A 25,078-nucleotide genomic window follows, 5' to 3' on the forward strand; every position below is an offset into this window, starting at 1 on the left:
GCGGCCCACCGCGACGCGCTCACCGCCACCCTGAAGGCCACCACGGACGGCACGACCGCCACCCCCGCCGGGGTCCTCTCCCTCCTCGCCCTCGGCGGCGAGGACACCTTCGCCGCCGGGCTCGCCCTGTCCCAGGCGCTCGGTGACGCTGACATGGCCGCACCCCTGTGGTGCGTGACTCGAGGTGCGGTTGCCGCCGGAAGGTCCGACCGGGTCTCGGACCCGGCGCAGGCGCTCATCTGGGGTCTCGGACGCGTCGCCTCGATGGAGCAGGGAGGACGTTGGGGCGGTCTGATCGACCTGCCCGCAGCCGATCCGGTGGACGACCGGGTGCTGGCCCGGCTGGCGGGTGTTCTCGCCGGCGACGCGGCGGAGGACCAGGTGGCCGTGCGGTCCTCGGGGCTGTTCGTACGGCGCCTGGTGCGTGCGCGGCTTGCCGACACGCCGGCCGTTCGGGAGTGGAGTCCGCGCGGGACGACGCTGGTCACCGGCGGTACGGGTGCGCTCGGCGCGCATGTCGCCCGCTGGCTGGCGGAGAACGGCGCCGAGCACCTGATCCTGACCAGCCGCCGCGGGCCCGAGGCGCCCGGCGCGCCCGGACTGCGCGAGGAACTGACCGCGCTCGGCACCCGGGTCACGATCGCCGCTTGTGACGTCAGCGATCGCGATGCGCTCGCCGCCCTTCTTGCGTCCGTGCCCGCCGACCGGCCGCTGACCGCCGTCGTGCACACGGCGGCCGTTCTCGACGACGGGGTCATCGAGGCGCTGACCCCCGAGCAGATCGAGCGGGTCCTGCGGGTCAAGGTCGATGCGACGCTGCATCTGCACGAGCTGACCCGCGATCTCGACCTGTCCGCGTTCGTCCTCTTCTCGTCCTTCGCCGCCACCTTCGGCGCCCCCGGACAGGGCAACCAGGCACCGGGCAACGCCTTCCTCGACGCCTTCGCCGAGTACCGGCGCGCCGCCGGCCTGCCCGCCACCTCCGTCGCCTGGGGCCCCTGGGGCAGCGCGGACGAGGTCGACAGCGCGGTGGGCGACCGGATGCGCCGCCACGGCATCATCGCGATGTCGCCCGAGCGGACCCTGACGTCGCTGCGGCACGCCCTGGACCGCGACGAGACCACCCTGACCGTGGTCGACATGGACTGGAAGCGGTTCACCCTCGCCTTCACCGCCGACCGGCCGCGGCCGCTGCTCCTGGAACTCCCCGAGGCCCGCCGGGTCGTCGAGAGTGCGGAACGGGACTCCGCCGAGGACGCGACCGGCGGAGTGCCGCTGAGCCGACAGCTCGCCGGGCTGCCCGAGGTCGAGCAGGAACGCCTGCTGCTGGATCTGGTCCGCACGGCCGTCGCCGCCGTCCTCGGCCACCCCGACGTCACGGACGTCGAAGCCGGCCGGGCCTTCAAGGAACTCGGCTTCGACTCCCTCACCTCCGTCGAGCTGCGCAACCGTCTCGGCGCGGTGAGCGGTCTGAAGCTGCCGGCCAGCCTGGTCTTCGACCACCCGACCCCTGCCGCCGTCGCCGCGTACCTGCGCGCCGGGATCGTGCCCGACGCGGTGACGGGAGGGGCCCCGATGCTGGAGGAGCTCGACAAGCTGGAGGCCGTACTCGGACAGGGCACCACCGACAACGTCGTTCGGGCCAGGGTGACGATGCGGCTGCAGTCGCTGCTGGCGAAGTGGAACGACAGCGAGGACCCGGCAGGTATGCAGGCGGCCGGCACGGTTGCCGCAGACGGCTCAGCGTCCGGCCCCGGGCCCGACGGTGCGGCGGGCGCACCGGACTCCGTCCTCGATGGGGTCGAGCAGCTCCAGGACGCGAGCGACGAGGAGCTGTTCGCCTTTATCAACAAGGGTCTCGGGCGTTATTGACGGCTTGCTGATTATTGGTGAAGATGGCCAGCCCCTGAATAATTCCCCAGGGGTTACTGCCCCCTATGCGCTCCTCCACCCAGGGGTGTGTAGGGGGCAGTTAGGGGTTGTAGGGCCGATTGAACGGGAAATAGCCTGCGGCCGAGCAGTCGCTTCGCTCGATAAGCGAAGCGTCCGTAATTCCGATGTCATTCTCGGCTCTGCACACAGTTTTCCGGTGCCGTCTGCTGCAAATGGGTGGTTGCGTTAAATGGCGAATGAAGAGACGCTGCGGGACTACCTGAAGCTGGTGACGGCGGATCTGCACAAGACGCGTCAGCGGCTTCGGGACGTCGAGGCGAAGAACCAGGACCCCATCGCCATCGTCGGCATGGGCTGCCGCTATCCCGGAGGCGCGACCTCGCCCGAGGAACTGTGGCAGCTGGTCGTCGACGGCGTCGACGCCATCACCGGTTTCCCGGCCGAGCGCGGCTGGGACATGGAGACCGTCTACCACCCCGACCCCGAGCACCCGGGCACGAGTTACGCCGACCAGGGCGGATTCGTACGTGACTTCGCAGAGTTCGACCCTTCGCTCTTCGGGATCTCGCCGCGCGAGGCCCTCGCCATGGACCCGCAGCAGCGGCTGCTGCTGGAGACCTCGTGGGAGGCGTTCGAGCGCGCGGGCATCGACCCGACCTCGATGCGCGGCAAGCAGGTCGGCGTGTTCGTCGGCACCAGCAACCACGACTATCTGACGGCGCTGCTGAGCTCCTCCGAGAACGTGGAGGGCTACCTCGGGACCGGTAACGCGGCGAGCGTCGCCTCGGGCCGCCTGTCGTACACCTTCGGTCTCGAGGGCCCGGCCGTCACCGTCGACACCGCCTGCTCGTCCTCGCTCGTCGCCCTGCACCTGGCCGTGCAGGCGCTGCGCAACGGCGAGTGCTCGCTCGCCCTCGCGGGCGGCGCCACCCTGATGGCTGCGCCCGGCACGTTCATCGACTACAGCAAGCAGCGGGGCCTGGCCGTCGACGGCCGCTGCAAGGCGTTCTCGCCGGACGCCGACGGCTTCAGCCTCGCCGAAGGCGTCGGCATCCTCCTCGTGGAGCGGCTCTCCGACGCCCGCCGCAAGGGCCACCACGTCCTCGCCGTCATCCGTGGCACCGCCGTCAACCAGGACGGCGCCAGCAACGGCCTGACCGCCCCCAACGGCCCCTCGCAGCAGCGCGTCATCCTCCAGGCCCTGTCCAACGCCCGGCTCACGCCCGACCAGGTGGACGCCGTGGAGGCGCACGGCACGGGAACCGGTCTCGGTGACCCGATCGAGGCGCAGGCGATCATCGCCACGTACGGCCAGGACCGTCCCGACGGGCGGCCGCTGTGGCTGGGGTCGCTCAAGACCAACATCGGCCACGCGCAGGCCGCCGCCGGAGTCGCCGGAGTCATCAAGAGCGTCATGGCGATGCGGCACGGGGTGCTGCCGCGGACCCTGCACGTGGACGAGCCGACTCCGCACGTCGACTGGTCGGCGGGCGACGTGTCCCTGCTGACCGAGGCGCGTCCCTGGCCGCGGCACGACGGTCCGCGCCGGATCGGTGTCTCGTCCTTCGGTATGAGCGGCACCAACGCCCACATCATCCTGGAGAGCGCCGAGGACCCCGCAGCGGACCAGGAGGCCCCCGACGAGCGTCCCGCCGGGCCGGCCGTCCTGCCGGTCGTGCTGTCCGGCAAGACCGAGGCCGCGCTGCGGGCGCAGGCGGCGGAACTCCACGCCCACCTCACGGCCCGGACCGGGCTCCGAGTCGACGACGTCGCCTACTCGCAGGCGCTCACCCGGGCTCCCCTGGAACGCCGTGCGGCGGTCGTCGCGGAGGACCGCGACGGACTGCTGGCGGGACTCGCCGCGCTCGCGGAGGGACGCCCGTCGGCCGACGCGGTCGAAGGGACCGTCACGGAGGGCAAACTGGCGTTCCTGTTCACGGGACAGGGCAGCCAGCGGCTGGGCATGGGCCGTGAACTGTACGAGACCTACCCGGTGTTCACCGCGGCGTTCGACGAGGTGTGTGAGCGACTCGACCTCGAACTGCCGTTGAAGGACGTGCTGTTCGGGTCGGACGCCGACCTGCTGGACCGTACGGAGTACACGCAGCCGGCGCTGTTCGCCGTCGAGGTGGCGTTGTTCCGGCTCGTGGAGAGCTGGGGGCTGCGGCCGGACTTCGTGTCCGGGCACTCGATCGGCGAGATCGCCGCCGCGCACGTGGCCGGCGTCTTCTCGCTGGAGGACGCGTGCACGCTGGTCGCGGCCCGTGGCCGTCTGATGCAGGCACTGCCGGCCGACGGTGTGATGATCGCGGTGGAGGCGTCGGAGGACGAGGTCGTGCCGCTCCTGACCGACCGGGTGAGCATCGCCGCCGTCAACGGTCCACAGGCCGTCGTCGTGGCCGGTGACGAGGACGCGGCGGTCGCGATCGCCGAACGCTTCCAGACACAGGGCCGCAAGACCAAGCTCCTCACCGTCAGCCATGCGTTCCACTCGCCGCACATGGACGGCATGCTCGACGCCTTCCGCCAGGTCGCGCAGGGACTGACGTACCAGGCGCCCCGTATTCCCGTCGTGTCCAACCTCACCGGCGCCCTGGTCACCGACGAGATGACGTCGGCCGACTTCTGGGTCCGGCACGTCCGCGACGCCGTCCGCTTCCTCGACGGCATCCGCTGGCTGGAGAGCCGCGGCGTCACCGCGTACGTCGAAATCGGCCCCGGCGGAGTCCTCTCCGCCCTGGGACAGGACTGCCAGACCGCGACCGGTCCCCGTGCCGCCGCGTTCCTCCCCGCGCTGCGCACCGGCCGTCCCGAAGCCTGGTCCCTGACCGCCGCCGTCGCGGGCGCCCACGTCCGAGGGCTCTCCCCGGACTGGGCCACCCGCTTCGCCGGGACCGGCGCCCGCCGCGTCGAGCTGCCGACGTACGCTTTCCAACGCGAGCTGTACTGGCCCCGCGACCCCTTCACCGACCTGACCGAACCCGCGGACGGCCGCGTACTCCGCGCCACCGACGCGAAGTTCTGGGAGGTCGTCGACAGCGAGGACCTGGCCGCGCTCGCCGACACCCTCGGCGTGGGCGGCGACGAGCCGCTCAGCAGCGTGCTGCCCGCGCTCTCCGCCTGGCACCGCCGCCACCGGGACCGCGACACCGTGGGCGGCTGGCGCTACCGCGTCACCTGGAAGCCGCTCACCGACACCGTGCCCGCTCCGCTCGCCGGTCACTGGCTCCTGGTCGTGCCCGCGGGCCACACCGACGCCCCCTGGACCGTTGCCGCCGCCCGGGCCCTGGCCGCCCGCGGCGTCACCGTGAACAGCCTGACGATCGACGCTACGGCCGACGACCGGGCTGCCGTCGCCCGACGGATCACCGAAACCCTGACGGGGGCGGACGCACCCGCCGGGGTGCTCTCCCTGCTCGCCCTCGACGAACGACCGCACCACGAGGACCCGGCACTGCCCGCCGGCCTCGCCGCCACCCTCGCCCTCGTCCAGGCACTGGGCGACGCGGAGGTGGACGCCCCGCTCTGGGCCGCCACCCAGGGCGCGGTGTCCACCGGCCGCTCCGACCGGCTCGGCGGCCTCGCCCAGGCACCGGTCTGGGGCCTCGGCCGTACCGCGGCCCTCGAACTGCCCGGCCGCTGGGGCGGCCTCGTCGACCTGCCCGCGGCACCCGACGAGCGCTCCGCCGCCCGGCTCGCGGACGTCCTCGGCGGCCTCGGCACCGAGGACCACCTCGCCGTACGTTCCACCGGCGTCTTCGTCCGCAGGCTGGTCCGCGCCGCTCAGGAGCAGGCCCCCGCCGCGGAGTGGACCACCTCCGGCACGGCCCTGGTCACCGGAGGCACGGGTGCCCTCGGCCGCCAGGTGGCCCGCTGGCTCGCCCGTACCGGCGCCGAGCACCTGCTGCTGGTGAGCAGGCGCGGTCCCGATGCCGACGGCGCACCCGAACTCGCCGCCGAGCTACGCGAACTGGGCGCCCGGGTCACCCTCGCGGCCTGCGACGTGGCCGATCGCGACGCCGTGGCCGGACTCCTCGCCGCCGTCCCGGCCGAACTGCCCCTGACCACCGTCGTCCACGCCGCAGGCGTGCTCGACGACGGTGTCCTCGACGCGCAGACGCCGCGGCGCCTGGCCGGTGCCATACGACCCAAGGCCCACGCCGCGCACGTCCTGCACGAGCTGACGCGCGGCCTGGACCTCGCCGCGTTCGTCCTCTTCTCCTCCGTCGCCGCCGCCTTCGGGGCCGCCGGGCAGGCCAACTACGCCGCCGCGAACGCCTTCCTGGACGCCCTCGCCGAGCAGCGCCGCGCCGACGGCCTGCCCGCCACCGTGATCTCCTGGGGCGCCTGGGCCGAGGGCGGCATGGCCACCGACGAACCGGTCGCCGAGCGCCTGCGCACCGCCGGACTCCCGGCTCTCGCCCCCGAACTGGCCCTGTCGGCGATGCACACGGCCCTCACCCTGGACGAGACCGCCTCCCTCGTCGCCGACATCGACTGGGACCGCCTGGCGCCCGGCCTCACCGCCGTACGCCCCTGCCCGCTGATCGCCGACCTCCCCGAGGCCGCGCACGCCGTCGCCGCCGCCGGTGCACCCGACGCGGCCGCCGAAGCCGCCGACACCTTCGCCCGGCGGCTTTCGCAGGCACCCGTGGCCGAACGCGACGAGCTCGCACTGGAGTTCGTCCGCACCCAGATCGCCGCCGTGCTCGGCTACCCGGGCCCCGCATCCGTCGACCCGGCCATCGCCTTCCGGGACCTCGGCTTCGACTCCCTGACCGCGGTGGAGATCCGCAACCTCCTCACCTCCCGGACCGGGCTGCGCCTGCCCGCGACCCTGATCTTCGACTACCCCAACTCCCTCGCCCTGGCGTCCTTCCTCCAGGGCGAACTGCTCGGCGCCCGGCCCGCCGGCCCGGCCGCGGCCACCGGCCCCGGCTCGGGCACCGTCGGCGTCACCGACGACGATCCCATCGCGATCATCGCCATGAGCTGCCGGTTCCCCGGCGGGGTACGCACCCCGGAGGAGCTGTGGAAGCTGCTGGCCGACGGCCGCGACGCGATCTCCGGCTTCCCCGCCGACCGCGGCTGGGACCTCGACGGGCTGTACGACCCCGAGTCCGTCACCGAGAACACCACCTACGTCCGCGAGGGCGGATTCCTCGACGACGCCACCGAGTTCGACCCCGGGTTCTTCGGGATCTCCCCGCGCGAGGCCCTCGCCATGGACCCGCAGCAGCGGCTGCTGCTGGAGACCTCCTGGGAGGCCTTCGAGAGGGCCGGCATCGACCCCGCCGCCGTGCGGGGCGAGCGGATCGGCGTCTTCACCGGCACCAACGGACAGGACTACCTCGACGTCGTCCTCGCCGCCCCCGACGGCACCGAGGGCTTCCTGGGCACGGGCAACGCGGCGAGCGTCGTCTCCGGCCGCGTCAGCTACGTCCTCGGCCTTGAGGGCCCCGCCGTCACCGTCGACACGGCCTGCTCGTCGTCGCTTGTCGCCCTGCACTGGGCGATCCAGGCGCTGCGGGCCGGCGAGTGCACCATGGCCCTGGCGGGCGGTGTCACCGTCATGTCCACGCCTGCCTCCTTCATCGACTTCAGCCGTCAGCGCGGCCTCGCCGCCGACGGCCGGATCAAGGCCTTCGCCGCCGCGGCGGACGGCACCGGCTGGGGCGAGGGCCTCGGCATGCTGCTCGTCGAACGGCTCTCCGACGCCCGCCGCCAAGGCCACCCGGTCCTCGCACTGGTCCGCGGCTCCGCCGTCAACCAGGACGGCGCCAGCAACGGGCTGACCGCCCCCAACGGTCCCTCGCAGCAGCGGGTCATCCGACAGGCCCTCGCGAGCGCGGGCCTGTCGGCCGCCGACGTGGACGCGGTCGAGGCCCACGGCACGGGCACCCGGCTGGGCGACCCGATCGAGGCGCAGGCGCTGCTGGCGACCTACGGCCAGGACCGCCCCGACGGCCGGCCGCTGCTGCTCGGCTCGATCAAGTCGAACCTCGGCCACACCCAGGCCGCCGCCGGTGTCGCCGGTGTCATGAAGATGGTGCTGGCCATGCAGCACGGGGTACTGCCCCGGACCCTGCACGTGGACGAGCCGACCCCGCACGTCGACTGGACGGCCGGTGACGTCGCCCTGCTGAGCGAGCCGGTGCAGTGGCCCGAGACCGGACGCCCGCGCCGGGCCGGTGTGTCGTCGTTCGGCATCAGCGGCACCAACGCCCACACCATCGTCGAACAGGCCCCGGCAGCCACACCGTCCGTGCCGCTGCCCGTGCCGGCGGACGCACCGCTGCCGTGGATCCTGTCGGGCAGGAGCCGGGACGCCCTGCGCGGCCAGGCGCGCCGACTGCACGCCTACGCCGCGCAGCACCCCGAACTGCGCGCCGCCGACCTCGGATTCTCCCTGGCCGTCGGACGGTCCGCGTTCGAGCACCGCGCCGCGGTCGTGGCCGCCGACCGTGCCACGCTGCTCGCGGGACTGGAGGCACTCGCCGAGGGCGGATCGGCCGCCGGGCTCGTGGACGGCTCGCCGACCGCCGGGAAGGTCGCGTTCCTCTTCACCGGTCAGGGCAGCCAGCGACTGGGGGCGGGGCGTGAGCTCTACGAGACGTACCCGGTGTTCGCGGACGCGCTGGACGCCGTCTGCGCCCGCATCGACGCACACCTCGAACTGCCGCTGAAGAACGTGCTGTTCGGTTCGGAGGCTGGTCGGCTGGACCGGACGGAGTTCACACAGCCGGCGCTGTTCGCGGTCGAGGTGGCGTTGTTCAGACTGGTGGAGAGCTGGGGTCTGCGGCCGGACTTCCTGTCCGGGCACTCCATCGGTGAGATCGCTGCCGCGCATGTGGCGGGGGTGCTGTCGCTGGAGGATGCGTGCACTCTGGTTGCGGCTCGGGGTCGTCTGATGCAGGCGCTGCCGGCCGGCGGTGTGATGATCGCCGTGCAGGCCTCCGAGGACGAGATCCTGCCGCTGCTGACCGGGGCCGACCGGGTGGGCATCGCCGCGATCAATGGTCCGCAGTCGGTCGTGGTCGCCGGTGACGAGGACGCTGTCGTGGCGATCGCGGAGGGCTTTGAGGCGCAGGGCCGCAAGACCAAGCGCCTGACCGTCAGCCACGCCTTCCACTCGCCCCACATGGACGGCATGCTCGATGCTTTCCGCCGAGTGGCCGAAGAGCTCACATACGGGGCCCCGCGCATCCCGGTCGTCTCCAACCTCACCGGCGCACTCGTCACCGACGATATGGCCTCGGCAGAGTTCTGGGTACGGCACGTCCGCGAGACGGTCCGATTCCTGAACGGCGTACGCGCCCTCGAAGGGGCCGGCGTGACGACGTACGTCGAGCTCGGTCCCGACGGTGTGCTGTCCGCACTCGCCCAGGACTGCGTGACCGAGGACGCCGCCTTCCTGCCCGTACTCCGCAAGGGCCGCGACGAAGCGGAGACACTCGTCACCGCACTCGCCCGGGCCCACGTCCACGGCATCCGCGTCGACTGGCAGGCGTACTTCGCCACCACCGGCACCAGCACCGCCACCGGCCCCGGAGCCCGGCGCGTCGACCTGCCCACCTACGCCTTCCAGCGGCAGCGTTACTGGCCCGCGCCCTCCTCCTTCCACCTCGGGGACGTCGAGGCGATCGGCCTCGACGACACGGCCCACCCGCTCCTCAGCGCCGGTGTCGCCCTGCCCGAGTCGGACGGCATGGTGTTCGCCGGACGCCTCGCCCTGTCCACCCACCCCTGGCTCGCCGACCACGCCATCCTCGGCAGCGTCCTGCTGCCGGGCACGGCCTTCGTGGAACTCGCCACCCGTGCCGGTGACCAGCTCGGTTGCGACCACCTGGAGGAGCTCACCCTCGAAGCGCCCCTCGTCCTGCCCGAGCGGGGCGGCGTCCGACTGCGCGTATGGGTCGGCGCCGCCGACGAGGCCGGCCGCCGGCCGTTCGCCCTGCACTCCCGGGCCGAGGGTCTGGCCGCCGAGGAACCCTGGACGCGGCACGCCGCCGGCGTGCTCGCCGAAGGTGTCCGCCCCACGGCCGGCTTCGACCTGACCGCCTGGCCCCCGCCCGGCGCCGTCGAGGTGCCGCTCGGCGGCCGCTACGACGCGCTCGACGCCATCGGCTTCGCCTACGGCCCGACCTTCCGGGGCCTGCGGGCCGCATGGCAGCTCGACGACGTGCTGTACGCCGAGGTCGGGCTGCCCGAGGGCACCGAGGACCAGGCGCACCGCTTCGGCCTCCACCCCGCACTGCTCGACGCGGCCCTGCACGCCATCGGACTGGGCGGCATCGGCGCCGGCGACAGCCAGGGGCGTCTGCCCTTCGCCTGGACCGGGGTGTCGCTGTACGCCCACGGGGCGAGCGCACTGCGCATCCGCCTCACCCCGGCCGGTGCCGAAGGAGTCCGACTGGAGATCGCCGACACCTCCGGCGTCCCGGTCGCGGCCGTGGAATCGCTCGGGCTGCGCCCGGTGACCGCCGACCAGCTGCGGGCCGCGCGCGCCACGTACCACGAGTCCGTGTTCCGTCAGCAGTGGACCGAACTCACCGGCGTCGGCGCCCCGGACACGGCCCCCACGGTCCGCCACGCACTGCTCGGCGGCACCGGAGCGGAACGGGTCCGCGCCGCCGACGCCGACCATGACGCCGACCGTTACGCCGACCTGGCTGAGCTGGCCGTCGCCGTCGACGCGGGAGCCGTCGTACCGGACGAGGTCCACTTCCACCTCGCCCCCACAGCCGCGCCCCTCTCCGCCGCGGCCGTGCACCGCGCCGCGCACGACGTGCTCGCCCTCGCCCAGGCGTGGCTCGCGGACGAGCGGTTCGGCGCCTCCCGACTGGTGTTCGTCACCCGTGGCGCGGTGGCCGCGGCGCCGGGCGAGGACGTGACCGACCTCGCCGCCGCCACCGTATGGGGCCTGCTGCGGTCCGCGCAGACCGAGAACCCCGGCCGGATCGTGCTCGTGGACGTCCATCCGGCCATCGGCCCGGACACCCTTGCGGACGGCGGTCACGACGCCCTGCGCGCCGCGCTCGCCTCCGACGAGGAGCGCTTCGCCCTGCGCGCAGGCGCCGTGCTCGTCCCCCGTCTCGCCCGTGCCGAGACCGGGCAGGACGATCCCGGTCAGGAGGGCACCGACCGGGCCCCGGCCTTCGGGTCCGACGGCACGGTGCTGATCACCGGCGCCACCGGTGCACTCGGCGGACTGATCGCCCGGCACCTGGCCACCGCCCACGGAGTGCGCCGCCTGCTCCTCGTCGGCCGGCGCGGCGCCGAGGCGCCCGGCGCCGCCGAACTCACCGCCGAACTCGCCGAGTCGGGCGCCACCGCCGCCTGGGCGGCCTGCGACGTGGCCGACCGGGACTCCCTCGCCGCACTGCTCGCGGGGATCCCCGCCGAGCACCCGCTCACGGCGGTCGTGCACACCGCCGGCGTCCTCGACGACGGGATCGTCTCCTCGCTGACCCCCGACCGGCTGTCGGCGGTGCTGCGCCCCAAGGTGGACGCGGCCTGGAACCTGCACGAGCTGACCCAGGACCTGGACCTCTCCGCCTTCGTGCTCTTCTCCTCCACCTCCGGTCTGTTCGGCGGCCCCGGCCAGGGCAACTACGCCGCCGCCAACTCCTTCCTGGACTCCCTCGCCCAGCACCGCCGGGCGAGGGGACTCCCGGCCTCCGCCCTGGCCTGGGGCCTGTGGTCGGTGGCCGAAGGCATGGCCGGCGGCCTGGACGCCGCCGACGTCAACCGCATGCGCCGGGCCGGACTGCCTCCGCTGTCGGCCGAGGACGGCCTGGAGCTGTTCGACACCGCGGTCTCCCTGGACGACGCGTCGGTGGCCCTGATGCGGGTGGACACCGACGCGCTGCGTCCCCAGGCGGCCGCGGGCACCATCGCCCCGCTGCTGCGAGGTCTCGTACGGGGCGTCGCCCGCCGGTCCGCCGACAGCGCCGCCGTCGCCGCCGGCACCGAATCGGAGCTGCGGGCCCGCCTGGCCGCGATGTCCGCGGCCGAACAGGACCGCGCGCTGCTGGACCTGGTCCGTACGCACGTCGCGGCCGTGCTCGGACACGCCGGCCCCGCCGCAGTCGAGTCCGGGCGGGCCTTCAAGGAACTGGGCTTCGACTCGCTCACCGCGGTGGAGCTCCGCAACCGGCTGAACGCCGCCACGGCCCTGAGGCTGCCCGCGACCCTCGTCTTCGACTACCCGGACCCGACCGTCCTCGCCCGCCACCTGCGCACCGAACTGATCGGCGCGGCCGGCACGGAATCGAGCACGGGCACCGGCGCCTCGGCACCGGCGACCACGGCGGCCGCCGACGACGAGCCCATCGCCATCGTCGCCATGAGCTGCCGCTACCCCGGCGACGTCCGCACCCCCGAGGACCTCTGGCAGCTCCTGACGTCCGGTGAGGACGGCATCACCCGGCTCCCCGAGAACCGCGGCTGGGACACCGAGGCCCTCTACCACCCCGACCCGGAGCACCCGGGCACCTCCTACGCCCGCGAGGGCGGTTTCCTGCACGACGCCGCCGAGTTCGACGCCTCCTTCTTCGGGGTCTCCCCGCGCGAGGCCCTCGCCATGGACCCGCAGCAGCGCCTGCTGCTGGAGACCACCTGGGAGGTCTTCGAACGGGCCGGCATCGCTCCGTCCTCGGTGCGCGGCAGCCGTACGGGCGTCTTCGCCGGCGTCATGTACCACGACTACGGCGCACGCCTGCACGCCGTGCCCGACGGCGTCGAGGGCTACCTCGGCACCGGCAGCTCCAGCAGCATCGTCTCGGGCCGCGTCGCCTACACCTTCGGCCTGGAGGGCCCGGCGGTCACCGTCGACACCGCCTGTTCCTCCTCGCTGGTCGCCCTGCACCTCGCGGCGCAGGCCCTGCGCAACGGCGAGTGTTCCCTCGCCCTCGCGGGCGGTGTCACCGTGATGTTCACGCCCGGCACCTTCATCGAGTTCAGCCGCCAGCGCGGGCTGGCCGCGGACGGCCGTTGCAAGTCCTTCGCGGCCGCCGCCGACGGCACGGGCTGGGGCGAGGGCGCCGGAATGCTCCTGCTGGAGCGGCTCTCCGACGCCCGGCGCAACGGCCACCAGGTGCTGGCCGTGGTCCGCGGCTCCGCCGTCAACCAGGACGGCGCCAGCAACGGGCTGACCGCACCCAACGGCCCCTCCCAGCAGCGCGTCATCCGCCAGGCCCTCGCCAACGCCCGCCTGTCCGCCGCCCACGTCGACGTCGTCGAGGCCCACGGCACCGGCACGACCCTCGGCGACCCCATCGAGGCACAGGCGCTGCTCGCCACCTACGGCCGTGAGCACAGCGACGACCGGCCGCTGCTGCTCGGCTCGGTGAAGTCCAACCTCGGCCACACCCAGGCCGCCGCCGGTGTCGCCGGTGTCATCAAAATGGTCATGGCCATGCGTCACGGCGTGGTCCCCAGGACCCTGCACGTCGACGAGCCGACCCCACACGTCGACTGGTCGGCGGGCGCCGTGTCCCTCGTCACCGAGCAGGTGGAGTGGCCCGACACCGGACGGCCGCGCCGCGCGGGCGTCTCCTCCTTCGGCATCAGCGGTACGAACGCGCACGCCGTCATCGAGCAGGCACCCCAGCCGGACCCCCCCGCCCGGCGGCCCGACGCGGTCCCGCAAGGGGACGCGGAACCGGACGCCGCCGAGGGGCCGTTGCTGCCCGTGGTCCTGTCGGCCCGCGGTGAGGACGCGCTGCGCGCCCAGGCCCGCCGGCTCCACACCCGCGTCCGCACAGACCCCCGCCTCCGCACCGCCGACCTCGCCCTGTCCCTGGCGACCACCCGCTCGGCCCTGGAACAGCGTGCCGCGATGGTGGCCGCGGACCGTGCGGAGCTGCTCCGCGGACTCGACGCACTGGCCCGCGGCGAGGACACGGCCGGACTGGTGCGGGGGACCGCGGGCGAGAACCAGGTGGCGTTCCTGTTCACCGGACAGGGCAGCCAGCGCATCGGGATGGGGCGCGAACTCCACGACACGTACCCGGCCTTCGCGGACGCACTCGACGAGGTCTGCGCCGAGCTGGACCGGCACCTCGGACTTCCCCTGAAGGACGTACTGTTCGGGTCCGACGCCGCCCTGCTGGACCGGACCGCGTACACGCAGCCCGCGCTGTTCGCCGTCGAGGCGGCGCTGTTCCGGCTCCTGGAGAGCTGGGGCCTGCGCCCCGACGTCCTGGCCGGGCACTCCATCGGTGAGATCACCGCCGCGCATGTGGCGGGTGTCCTCTCCCTCCAGGACGCCGCCGAACTGGTCGCCGCGCGTGGCCGGTTGATGCAGGCCCTGCCCGCCGGCGGGGTGATGGTCGCGGTCCAGGCCTCCGAGGACGAGGTGCTGCCGCTGCTCGCGGACCGGGTGGGCATCGCCGCGGTCAACGGCCCGCAGTCGGTCGTCATCGCGGGTGACGAGGACGCGGCGGTCGCGATCGCGGCGGGCTTCGAGGCGCAGGGCCGTAAGACCAAGCGGCTGACCGTCAGCCACGCGTTCCACTCGCCGCACATGGACGGCATGCTGGCCGACTTCCGAAAGGTCGCCGAGGGCCTGGTCTACGAGGCCCCGCGCATCCCCGTCGTCTCCCTCCTCACCGGTGCGCCCGTCACCGACGAGATGGGCTCCGCGGACTTCTGGGTCCGGCACGTCCGGGAGGCCGTGCGCTTCCTCGACGGCGTGCGCGCCCTGGACGCGGCGGGAGTGACGACATACGTGGAACTCGGCCCCGACGGGACCCTGTCGGCGCTCGTCCAGGACTGCCTGCCCGACGCCCACGAACCGGCGCTCTGCGTTCCGGTGCTCCGCAAGGGCCTCCCCGAGGCCGAGGCCCTGACCGCGGCGCTCGCCCGGGCCCATGTCCACGGCGTCACCGTCGACTGGCCGGCGTACTTCTCCCGCGCCGGAGCCCGGCGCGTCGACCTGCCCACCTACCCCTTCCAGCGCAAGCGCTACTGGCTCGACGTCGGCGTCTCCGCCGAGGACGTGCTGGCGGCCGGCCTCGACACCGCCGGCCACCCGCTCCTCGGCGCCACCGTCCCCCTGCCCGCCTCCGACGGCCTGGTCCTCACCGGACGCCTCGCCCTCTCCACCCACCCGTGGCTCGCCGACCACACGGTCATGGACACCGTCCTGCTCCCCGGCACCGCCTTCGTCGAACTGGCCCTGCGCGCAGGTGCGGAGGCCGGCTGCGACACCGTCGAGGAGCTGGCCATCGAGGCCCCGCTCACCCTCGTCGACCAGGGCGCCGTACAGCTCCAACTGGCCGTCGACGCAGCCGACGAGGCGGGCCGCCGCACCCTGACGCTGCACTCGCGCCCGGCCGACGCCCCGGCGGAGGAGCCGTGGACCCGGCATGCCACCGGCGTCCTCGCCCCCACCACCGCGCGGCGCGGAATCGACCTGGCCGAGTGGCCGCCGGCCGGTGCGGAACCGGTGTCGCTCGACGGCTTCTACCCTGCCGCGGCCGCGGCAGGCCTCGGATACGGGCCGGTGTTCCAGGGGCTGCGGGCGGCCTGGCGTCGCGACGGCGAACTGTTCGCCGAGGTCGCGCTCGACGAGGCGTACGAGAGCGACGCCGCCGCCTACGGCGTTCACCCCGCCCTCCTCGACGCCGCCCTCCAGGCCAGCGGCCTCGGCGTACCCGGCGGCTCCGACACCGGTGAGGGCGCCCGGCTGCCGTTCGCCTGGACCGGCGTACGACTGTACGCGGCCGGTGCGGCGGGCCTCCGGGTCCGGATCACCCCCGGTGCGTCCGGCGACGTGGCCCTCGACGTCGCGGACTCCACCGGCGCACCCGTGGTCTCCGTCGACTCGCTGGTCCTGCGCCCGGTGTCCGCCGCACAGCTCGGCGGCGACCGCGCCGCGCACCACGAGTCCCTCTTCGGCGTGGAGTGGACGAAGCTGCCCCTCACCACCGGCCCCCTCAGCGCCGGCTCCCCTCCCGCCGGTGAACGGTGGGCCGTGCTGGGCGAGGACCAGGCGGACTTCAGCATCGGCGGCGCACCGTTCGAGGTCCACCCCGGCCTCACCGCACTGCGCGAGGACCTCGCCGCCGGTGCCCCGGCACCGGACGTCGTGGTCGTCCCGCTGTCCGGCACGGCCTGCGCCGGCGGCCGGGCGGCCGCCGCCCGGAACGCCGCGCACCAGGCCCTCGCCCTGGTCAAGGAGTGGCTGGCCGAGGAGCGTCTCGACGCCTCCCGGCTGGTCCTGCTCACCCGGGGCACGGTGGCCGCCGTACCGGGCGACCACGTGACCGATCTGGCCCATGCCCCGGTGTGGGGCCTGGTGCGGTCGGCGCAGTCGGAGAACCCCGGCCGGTTCGTCCTCGCCGACACCGACGGCTCCGACGCCTCCCTCGGGGCACTGGCCGCCGCCCTCGCGGGCGACGAGCCGCAACTCGCCCTGCGGGCGGGCGAGGCGTACGCCTTCCGCCTGCGCCGCGTCGCCCGCACCGCCCCCGGACCGGACCCCGACGGCACGGACGGCCGCATGGGCCCGGACGGCTCCGACGGCCTCCCGGCGATCGACACCACGGGCACCGTCCTCGTCACCGGCGCGACCGGCACCCTCGGCAGGCTCTTCGCCCGCCACCTCGCCGACGCCCACGGCGTACGGAACCTGCTGCTGCTCAGCCGCCGCGGCGACGCGGCGCCGGGCGCGGCGGACCTGACGCACGAGCTGACCGAGCTGGGCGCCGACGTGACCTGGGCGGCGTGCGACGCGGCCGACCGGGACGCCCTCGCCGCCGTACTGGCCGCCGTCCCCGCGGACCGGCCGCTCACCGCGGTCGTCCACACCGCCGGTGTCCTCGACGACGGCATCATCGACTCCCTCACACCCGAACGCCTCGACACCGTCCTGCGGCCCAAGGTCGACGCGGCCTGGAACCTGCACGAGCTGACCGAAGGCCACCAGCTCTCCGCGTTCGTGCTCTTCTCCTCGGTCGCCGGCAGCTTCGGCGCCGCCGGCCAGGGCAACTACGCCGCGGCCAACGCCTTCCTGGACGCCCTCGCCCAGCACCGTTCGGCCCGTGGACTGCCCGGCAGCTCCCTCGCCTGGGGCCTGTGGGCGGCCACGGACGGCATGGCGGGCGCCCTCGACGAAGCCGACCTGACCCGGATGGCCCGCGCCGGTGTCGGCGCGCTCGCCCCCGAGGAGGGCCTGGCCCACTTCGACACCTCCCGCACCCTGCACGACGCCGTCCTCGTCCCCATGCGGACCGAACCGGCCGTGCTGCGCGCCCAGGCCGCCGACGGCACACTGCCGCCGCTGCTCCGCGGACTGGTACGCATCCCCGCGCGCCGGGCCGCCGACTCCGCGCCCCGGGCCGCCGCCCGCCCCGCCGCCGAACCGGCGGAATCCCTCCAGGAGCGGCTGGCGGGCCTGTCGGCCACCGAACGCGACCAGGCGCTGAACGACCTGATCCGCACCCAGGTGGCCGCGGTCCTCGGTCACGGCACGCCCGACGACGTCGACGCAGGCCGAGGCTTCCTCGACCTGGGCTTCGACTCGCTCACCGCGGTCGACCTGCGCAACCGGATCACCGCGGCCTCCGGGCTGCGGCTGCCCGTCACGCTGATCTTCGACTACCCGTCACCCGCGGCGCTCGCCGCGTACATCGGGGAGCGGCTCGGCCAGGGCTACCCCGGCCGCCGGTCCGTGCACGCGGAACTCGACAAGCTCGAATCGATCCTCTCGGCCGTCGCACCAGACGACGTCGAACGCGCGGGCATCACCGCCCGGCTGCGAGACCTTCTGGCGAAGTGGGATGACACGCACAGTGCACAGGACGGCGCCGCCGAAGAGCGCGACATCCAGGCCGCCACGGCCGACGAGATCTTCGATCTCCTCGACGACGAACTCGGCCTGTCCTGACCACCGGTCCGGACGACCGCGACCTCCCATGACCGTGAAACCTCCGACGGCCTCGACGGCCCCGGCCAATCCGACCACTTTGACCACTTCGAGCACGGGGATGGCGTAAGACATGGTGAACGAGGAGAAGTACCTCGATTACCTCAAGCGGGCGACGGCCGATCTCCGCGAGGCACGGCGGCGACTGCGCGAGGTGGAGGAGCGGGACCAGGAGCCGATCGCGGTCGTGGCGATGAGCTGCCGCTACCCCGGCGGCGTCGACACCCCCGAACGCCTGTGGGAGCTCGTCGCCCGCGGCGGGGACGCCGTCTCGCCGTACCCCGCCGACCGGGGATGGCCCGCCGAGGTCCTCTTCGACCCCGACCCCGAGAGCGACATCGAGGCGTACGAGCAGGTCGGCGGATTCCTGCACGACGCCCACCACTTCGACCCGGCGTTCTTCGGTATCTCGCCGCGCGAGGCCCTCGCCATGGACCCGCAGCAGCGGCTGCTGCTGGAGACCTCCTGGGAGGCGTTCGAGCGCGCCGGTATCGACCCGACGTCGCTGCGCGGCAGCCGCACCGGTGTCTTCGCCGGCCTGATGTACCACGACTACGCCGCACGGCTGTTCAGCGTCCCCGAGGAGATCGAGGGCTTCCTCGGCAACGGCAGCTCCGGCAGCATCGCCTCCGGCCGGATCGCCTACACCCTCGGCCTGGAGGGCCCGGCCGTCACCGTCGACACGGCCTGCTCGTCCTCACTCGTCGCCGTCCACCTCGCCGCCCGTGCCCTGCGCAGCGGCGAATGCGCCCTCGCCCTCGCCGGCGGCGTCACCGTGATGGCCACCCCCGGCACCTTCACCGAGTTCAGCCGCCACCGCGGGCTCGCGGGCGACGGCCGCTGCAAGTCCTTCGCCGCCGCCGCCGACGGCACCGGCTGGGGCGAGGGCGCCGGCATGCTCGTCCTGGAACGGCTCTCCGACGCCCGCCGCAACGGCCACCCCGTGCTCGCCGTCATCCGCGGTTCCGCCGTCAACCAGGATGGCGCCAGCAGTGGACTCACCGCCCCCAACGGGCCCTCCCAGCAGCGCGTCATCCGTGACGCGCTCGCCGCCGCACGGCTCTCGCCCACCCAGATCGACGCCGTGGAGGCCCACGGCACCGGTACCACCCTGGGCGACCCGATCGAGGCACAGGCGCTGCTGGCCACGTACGGCCGGGACCGCCCGGACGACCGGCCGCTGCTGCTCGGCTCCATCAAGTCGAACATCGGACACACCCAGGCCGCCGCCGGTGTCGCCGGGATCATCAAGATGGTCATGGCGATGCGCCACGGCGTGCTGCCCAGGACCCTGCACGTCGACGAGCCCACGCCGAACGTCGACTGGTCGGAGGGCGCCGTCCGGCTGGTCACCGAGGCCGTACCGTGGCCGGAGACCGGCGCGCCCCGCCGCGCGGGCGTCTCCTCCTTCGGGATCAGCGGCACCAACGCCCACACCATCATCGAGCAGGCCCCGGCCCCGGAACCCGCCGAAGAGCCCGCCGCCGCGGCCCCCGTGCCGCCGCTGTGGAACCTCTCGGCCAAGTCACCGGCCGCCCTGCGCGCCCAGGCGCAGAACCTTCACGCGCACCTGACTGCCCACCCCGGCCTGCGCGCCGGGGACGTCGCCCACTCGCTCGCGAGCGGACGCACCGACTTCGAGCACCGCGCGGTCCTCACGGCCGCCGACGAGACCGGTCTCGTCCGCGCGCTGGAATCCCTCGCGCAGACGGGCCCGGAGCAGTCGGCGCCCGGCATCACCCGGGGACGACCGGTGGCGGGCAAGCTCGCGTTCCTGTTCACCGGACAGGGCAGTCAGCGCCTCGGCATGGGCCGTGAACTGTACGAGATCCACCCCGCGTTCGCGACCGCTCTGGACGCGGTGTGCGCAGAGCTGGACCGGCTGCTCGAACTTCCGCTGAAGGACGTACTGTTCGGGCCCGATGCCGAAATACTGGACCGGACGGGGTATACCCAGCCGGCGCTGTTCGCCGTCGAGGTGGCGCTGTTCCGCCTCCTCGAATCGTGGGGTGTGAAGCCGGACTTCCTGTGCGGTCACTCCATCGGTGAGATCGCTGCCGCACATGTGGCGGGAGTCTTCTCGCTGGAGGACGCGTGCACGCTGGTGGCGGCGCGCGGACGGCTGATGCAGGCGCTGCCCGCCGGCGGCGTGATGATCGCCGTCCAGGCGTCGGAGCACGAGGCCGCGCCGCTCCTGACGGACCGGGTGAGCATCGCTGCCGTCAACGGTCCGCAGTCGGTCGTGGTCGCCGGGGACGAGGAGGCTGCCGTCGCGGTCGCGAAGGTCTTCGAGGTCCAGGGCCGGAAGACCAAGCGGCTGACCGTCAGCCATGCCTTCCACTCGCCGCACATGGACGGCATGCTGGACGCCTTCCGCGAGGTCGCGCAGGGGCTGACGTACGCGGCCCCGCGCATCCCGGTCGTCTCCAACCTGACCGGCACCCTCGTCACCGACGAGATGGGCACGGCCGACTTCTGGGTCCGCCACGTCCGAGAGGCCGTCCGCTTCCTCGACGGCATCCGCGCCCTCGCCGCCCGCAACGTCGTCGACTTCCTCGAAATCGGCCCGGACGCCGTCCTCTCCGCCCTCGCCCAGGACTGCCTTACCGACGACGCCGGTGATACGGCGGACACCGCCGACGCCCCCGCCGACATCGCCGGCACGGCTTTCGTGCCCGTACTCCGCAGCGGCCGCCCGGAGACGGAGACCCTGACCGGCGCCCTCGCACGGCTGCACGTCCGCGGAGCGGCCGTCGACTGGGACGCGTACTATGCCGGCACCGGCGCCGAGCGCGTCGACCTGCCCACCTACGCCTTCCAGCGCGAGCCGTACTGGCTCGACGCCGGGCGCCCGCAGGGAGACGTCTCCGCGGCCGGCCTGGGAACCGCCGGCCATCCGCTGCTCGGCGCCGCCGTCGCCCTCGCGGACCTCGACGGCTTCCTCTGCACCGGCCGGCTCTCGCTGGACACCCACCCCTGGCTCGCGGACCACGCCGTCATGGATTCGGCCGTGCTGCCCGGCAGTGCGTTCGTGGAGCTGGCGATCCGGGCCGGCGACCAGGTCGGCTGCGACCTCCTCGAGGAACTCACCCTCCACGCCCCGCTCGTCCTGCCCCCGGACGGCGGCGTCCAGCTGCAGCTGTGGGTCGGCGCCCCCGACGCAACCGGCCGCCGCCCCCTCGGTGTGCACTCCCGCCCCGAGCCCGCGACCGACACGAACGGACACGACGCCCACACGACCGAACGGCCGTGGACCCGGCACGCCGACGGTGTGCTCGCCGTCGGCGCGCCGAAGCCGTCGTTCGCCCCCGAGACCTGGCCGCCGGCCGACGCCGAACCCCTGCCCGTCGACGAGCTGTACTCCGGGCTCGCCGAGGCCGGACTCCTCTACGGCCCCGCCTTCCAGGGCGTCCGTGCGGCCTGGACGACCGGCGAGGCGACCTACGTCGAGATCGAGCCGGCGCAGGAACAGCGGGCCGACACGGCCCTGTTCGGCCTGCACCCCGCACTTCTCGACGCCGCCCTGCACACCATCGGCATCGCCGGACTCGTCGAGGACACGGGCCGCGGCCGGCTGCCCTTCTCCTGGACCGGGGTGTCCCTGCACGCCGTGGGCGCCTCGACGCTGCGCGCACGGCTGTCGAAGGCCGGACCGGACGCGGTGTCCCTCGCGCTCGCCGACGGAACCGGACAGCCCGTCGCCGACATCGCCTCGCTCACGCTGCGCACCGTCTCGGCCGGACAGCCGGACACCGGGACGGGCGGTCCCCACGACCACCTGTTCCACGTGGCATGGACCCCGCTGACCCTGCCCGGCACGACCGACCCGGCCGGTCCGGCCGACGCGCACCGGCTGGTCCTCGACACGCCGCCCGCCGGAGACGCACCGGGCGCGGTGCTCGCGCCCGACGCGCTGGGCGCAGCCCTCGACACCGACGCGCCCGTACCGGGCACCGTCCTGGTACGCCTCCCCGCCCCGCCGGAGCCGACCCCCGAGGCCGTCCGCACGGCCACCGGGAGCACGCTCGGCCTGCTGCAGCGCTGGCTCGCCGACGACCGGCTCGTCGACAGCCGGCTCGTCCTCCTGACCCGGGGCACGGTCGCCGTCCTCCCCGACGACCGGGTCCCCGACCCCGTTCACGCCGCCGTGTGGGGTCTGGTGCGCTCCGCGCAGTCCGAGCATCCGGGCCGCTTCGTCCTCGTCGACAGCGACACACCGCCGGACCAGGTGTCCGGGACCGCCCTCGACGCCGTCCTCGCCTCCCAGGAACCGCAGCTCGCCCTGCGCGAGGGCACCGCGTACGCGCCCCGGCTCGCCAGGGTGCCGGTCGGCACCGGTACCGGCACGCCGGCCGAGGCGCCCTCCTACGAGGCCGAAGGGACCGTCCTGGTCACCGGAGCGGCCGGCACCCTCGGCCGGCTCGTCGCACGGCACCTCGTGGCCGAACGCGGCGTACGCCACCTGCTGCTGCTGAGCCGCCGCGGGGGGACGGCGCCCGGGGCGGCGGACCTGACGCACGAGCTGACCGAACTGGGCGCCGAAGTGACCTGGGCGGCATGCGACGCGGCGGACCGGGGGGCGCTCGCCGCAGCCCTGGACGCCGTCCCCGCGACCCACCCGCTCCGCGCGGTCGTCCACACCGCCGGTGTCCTCGACGACGGCGTCATCGAGTCGCTCACGCCCGAACGCCTCGATACCGTCCTGCGGCCCAAGGCCGACGCCGCCCTCCACCTCCACGAACTGACCCGCGACCTCGGCCTCTCGGCGTTCGTGCTCTTCTCCTCCGCCGCCGGCGTCTTCGGCGCGCCCGGCCAGGGCAACTACGCAGCGGCCAACTCCTTCCTGGACGCGCTCGCCCAGCACCGCCGCGCCCAGGGTCTCCCGGCCGTCTCCCTGGCCTGGGGCCTGTGGGAGGACGCCGACGGCATGGCCGGAAGCCTGGACCAGGCCGATCTGGAACGGATGAGGCGCGGCGGAGTGCAGGGGCTCACCGCCTCCGACGGCCTCGCCCTACTCGACCTCGCCGACGCCCTCGCCGCGGCCGGCACCGGCACCGACCCTGTGGGGCGGGCCCTGCTCGTGCCGATGCGGCTGAACCTGCCCGCCGGGGGCGGAGCGCCCGCGCTGCTCCGCGGGTTGGTCCGCACCCCTGTACGGCGCACCGCCGCAGCCGGTGGCGGCGGCCGTACCGGGACGGAGCCGTCCGCTCTGGAACGGCGACTGGTCGGCCTCGACGCACCCGCGCGGGAGCGGCTGTTGCTCGACCTCGTCCGCGGCCACGTCGCCGATGTGCTCGGCCACGGCACCCCCGACGCCATCGAACCCGAACAGGCCTTCAACGAGCTGGGCTTCGACTCCCTCACCGCGGTCGAACTCCGCAACCGGCTCGGCGCGGCGGTCGGCCGCCGCCTGCCCGCCACGCTGGTCTTCGACTATCCGACCTCGCTCACCCTGGCCCGCCATCTCGCGGCCGGACTCGGCGCGGACCAGGCGTCCCACGCCTCTCCTTCTTCCGCACCCGTCGCACCTGCGCCCGCACACGGTGCCGATGCCGACGATCCGATCGCGATCGTGTCGATGAGCTGCCGCTACCCCGGCGGCGTGACCACTCCCGAGGAGCTGTGGCAGCTGCTGGAGAGCGGCCGCGACGCCATCTCCGGGTTCCCGGCCGACCGGGGCTGGGACGTCGAGTCGCTGTACCACCCCGACCCCGACCACCCCGGGACCTCGTACACCCGCCACGGCGGCTTCCTGCACGACGCCGCCGGGTTCGACCCGACGTTCTTCGGGATCAGCCCGCGTGAGGCAGTAGGCACCGACCCCCAGCAGCGGCTGCTGCTGGAGACCACCTGGGAGGCCTTCGAGCGGGCCGGCATCGACCCGGCCACCGTGCGCGGCAGCCGGACCGGTGTCTTCGCCGGCGTGATGTACCACGACTACGCCGCCCTGCTGGAGCGTTCGGCCGACGGCGCGGACGGCTCGCTCGGCTCCGGCAGCACGGGCAGCATCGCCTCGGGACGCGTCTCGTACACCTTCGGACTCGAAGGTCCCGCCGTCACCGTCGACACCGCCTGCTCGTCCTCGCTGGTCGCCCTCCACATGGCGATCCAGGCCCTGCGCACCCGCGAATGCGACCTGGCCCTGGCCGGCGGAGTCACCGTGATGGCCACCCCCGGCACGTTCGTCGGATTCAGCCGCCAGCGCGGCCTCTCCGCCGACGGCCGCTGCCGCGCCTTCTCGGCCGACGCCGACGGCACCGGCTGGGGCGAGGGCGCCGGCATGCTGCTCGTCGAGCGGCTGTCGGACGCCCGCCGCAACGGCCACCCGGTCCTGGCCGTGGTCCGCGGCTCGGCCGTCAACCAGGACGGTGCGAGCAACGGTCTCACGGCGCCGAACGGTCCGTCGCAGCAGCGGGTCATCCGTGCCGCCCTGGCGAGCGCGGGCCTGTCGGCCGCGGACGTGGACGCGGTCGAGGCACATGGCACGGGTACGACGCTCGGCGACCCGATCGAGGCGCAGGCCCTGCTGGCCACCTACGGCCAGGACCGCTCCGCCGACCAGCCGCTGCTGCTCGGATCCGTCAAGTCCAACCTCGGGCACACGCAGGCCGCGGCAGGCGTCGCGGGCGTGATGAAGATGGTGCTGGCCATGCAGCACGGAGTGCTGCCCCGAACCCTGCACGCGGAGCGGCCGTCACCGCACGTGGACTGGTCGGAAGGCGCCGTCAGTCTGCTGACCGAGTCGGTTCCGTGGCCGGAGACGGGCCGGCCACGGCGGGCCGGTGTGTCGTCGTTCGGCATCAGCGGCACCAACGCCCACACGATCATCGAGCAGGCGCCGGCCGAGGCCGTCGACGCGGTCGGCCCGGACACCACGACCGTGCCGGGCGTGCTTCCCCTACGGCTTTCGGGCCGCACGGAGAGCGCGCTCTCCGCCCAGGCCCGGGCCCTGAGCGCCCACCTGGAAGCCCATCCCGAGCTCGCACTCACGGACCTGGCCTACTCCCTGGCCACGACCCGCGCCGGCTTCGACCACCGCGCCGTGGTGGTGGCGAAGGACCGCGACGCTGCCGCAACCGCCCTCCACGCGCTCGCCACCGGACGGGCGGCCCCCGGACTGACCCGGGGAACGGTCACCAAGGGCGGCCGCACCGCGTTCCTGTTCACGGGGCAGGGCAGCCAGCGGTTGGGGATGGGCCGTGAGCTGTACGAGATGTACCCGGTGTTCGCGGCTGTGCTGGATGTCGTGTG

Annotated in this window: 3 protein-coding genes; all 3 read left to right on the forward strand. The window is 74.1% G+C overall.

Going from position 1 to position 25,078, the window contains the following annotated elements:
- The coding region (locus tag ACZ4Z5_RS32680; protein ID WP_468269792.1) for a beta-ketoacyl reductase at positions 1 to 1,872 on the forward strand (1,872 nt) is incomplete at its 5' end.
- Positions 1,873 to 2,122: 250 nt separating this feature from the next.
- A complete protein-coding gene (locus tag ACZ4Z5_RS32685; protein WP_468269794.1) occupies positions 2,123 to 17,788 on the forward strand; it encodes a type I polyketide synthase in 15,666 nt (5,221 codons plus the stop codon).
- Between the two features lie 112 nt (positions 17,789 to 17,900).
- The coding region (locus tag ACZ4Z5_RS32690) for a type I polyketide synthase (protein ID WP_468269796.1) at positions 17,901 to 25,078 on the forward strand (7,178 nt) is incomplete at its 3' end.

It is taken from the genome of Streptomyces sp. NPDC030222 (assembly GCF_055573115.1).